Raw genomic sequence first — 765 nt, forward strand, 5'->3', positions numbered from 1 at the left:
CGGCGCGGTGTGGACCGTGGCGAGTGCGGCGGTGATGGTCACGCTGCCGCAGATCCGCCGGTCAGCGCCACGAGCGGGAGAGGACGCGGACAGCGGCGGTGTCGCTCCGGAGCCTCGGGAGACCTCGACGGCTCACTGAAAGGGGGCGGAGGGGCGGGGTGCGTGAGAACCGGTCGATGGCCCGCCACGCCACGTCGAGGGAGCACATCGAGCGGTTGCCGGCCGCTGCGGAACAGGACGCTGTCGGCCAGGCAGCGTTCGCGGCCCGTCGTCGCGTGTCGCGCCCGCCCTCCGCGCAGGCAGAGGCCGTGGGGACCCCGTCATGACTCGCGCTCGAACCGGGACGCCTTGTGGACGAACGACACCGCCCTCCGGCCGGGCGAGGTGGCCGATGGGGTGGTGGGCCACAGCGGATAGCCGGACCGGATCTCGACGGTCCAGCCGCGTCCCTGGAATACGGGTGTGCAGGGGGTCGCCGTAGTGCTCGGTGGCGAGGGAGCTGACCGCCCACGCGAACTCGTGGGCCGCGAGCGCGGAGGCGTTCTCGACTGTCGTGTACGGCTCGTCGGCGGTCGAGGGCCACCTCCGACTCCAGTTCGCCGCCGCCGCGACGGACGGGCTCACCGCGCTTCCAGGCGGTGTACTCGTCGCCGAATCGCCGTCAAGGCCAAGGACGGCAGCGTCGACTGCACCAAGGTCACCTGCTCCGTCGTCACCCGTGTCGACCACCGCAACGCGGGCGACCTGGCCACGCTTCCGGTGCTG

General features: G+C 72.5%; 1 pseudogene. It reads right to left on the bottom strand.

The window, feature by feature from the left end:
* Nucleotides 1–573: 573 nt before the first annotated feature.
* Nucleotides 574–658, bottom strand: a pseudogene (locus BZL64_RS41755) (histidine phosphatase family protein); the annotation flags it as partial.
* Nucleotides 659–765: the final 107 nt, after the last annotated feature.

It is taken from the genome of Streptomyces bobili, from assembly GCF_002154575.1.
In the GTDB taxonomy this organism is placed as follows: domain Bacteria; phylum Actinomycetota; class Actinomycetes; order Streptomycetales; family Streptomycetaceae; genus Streptomyces; species Streptomyces bobili.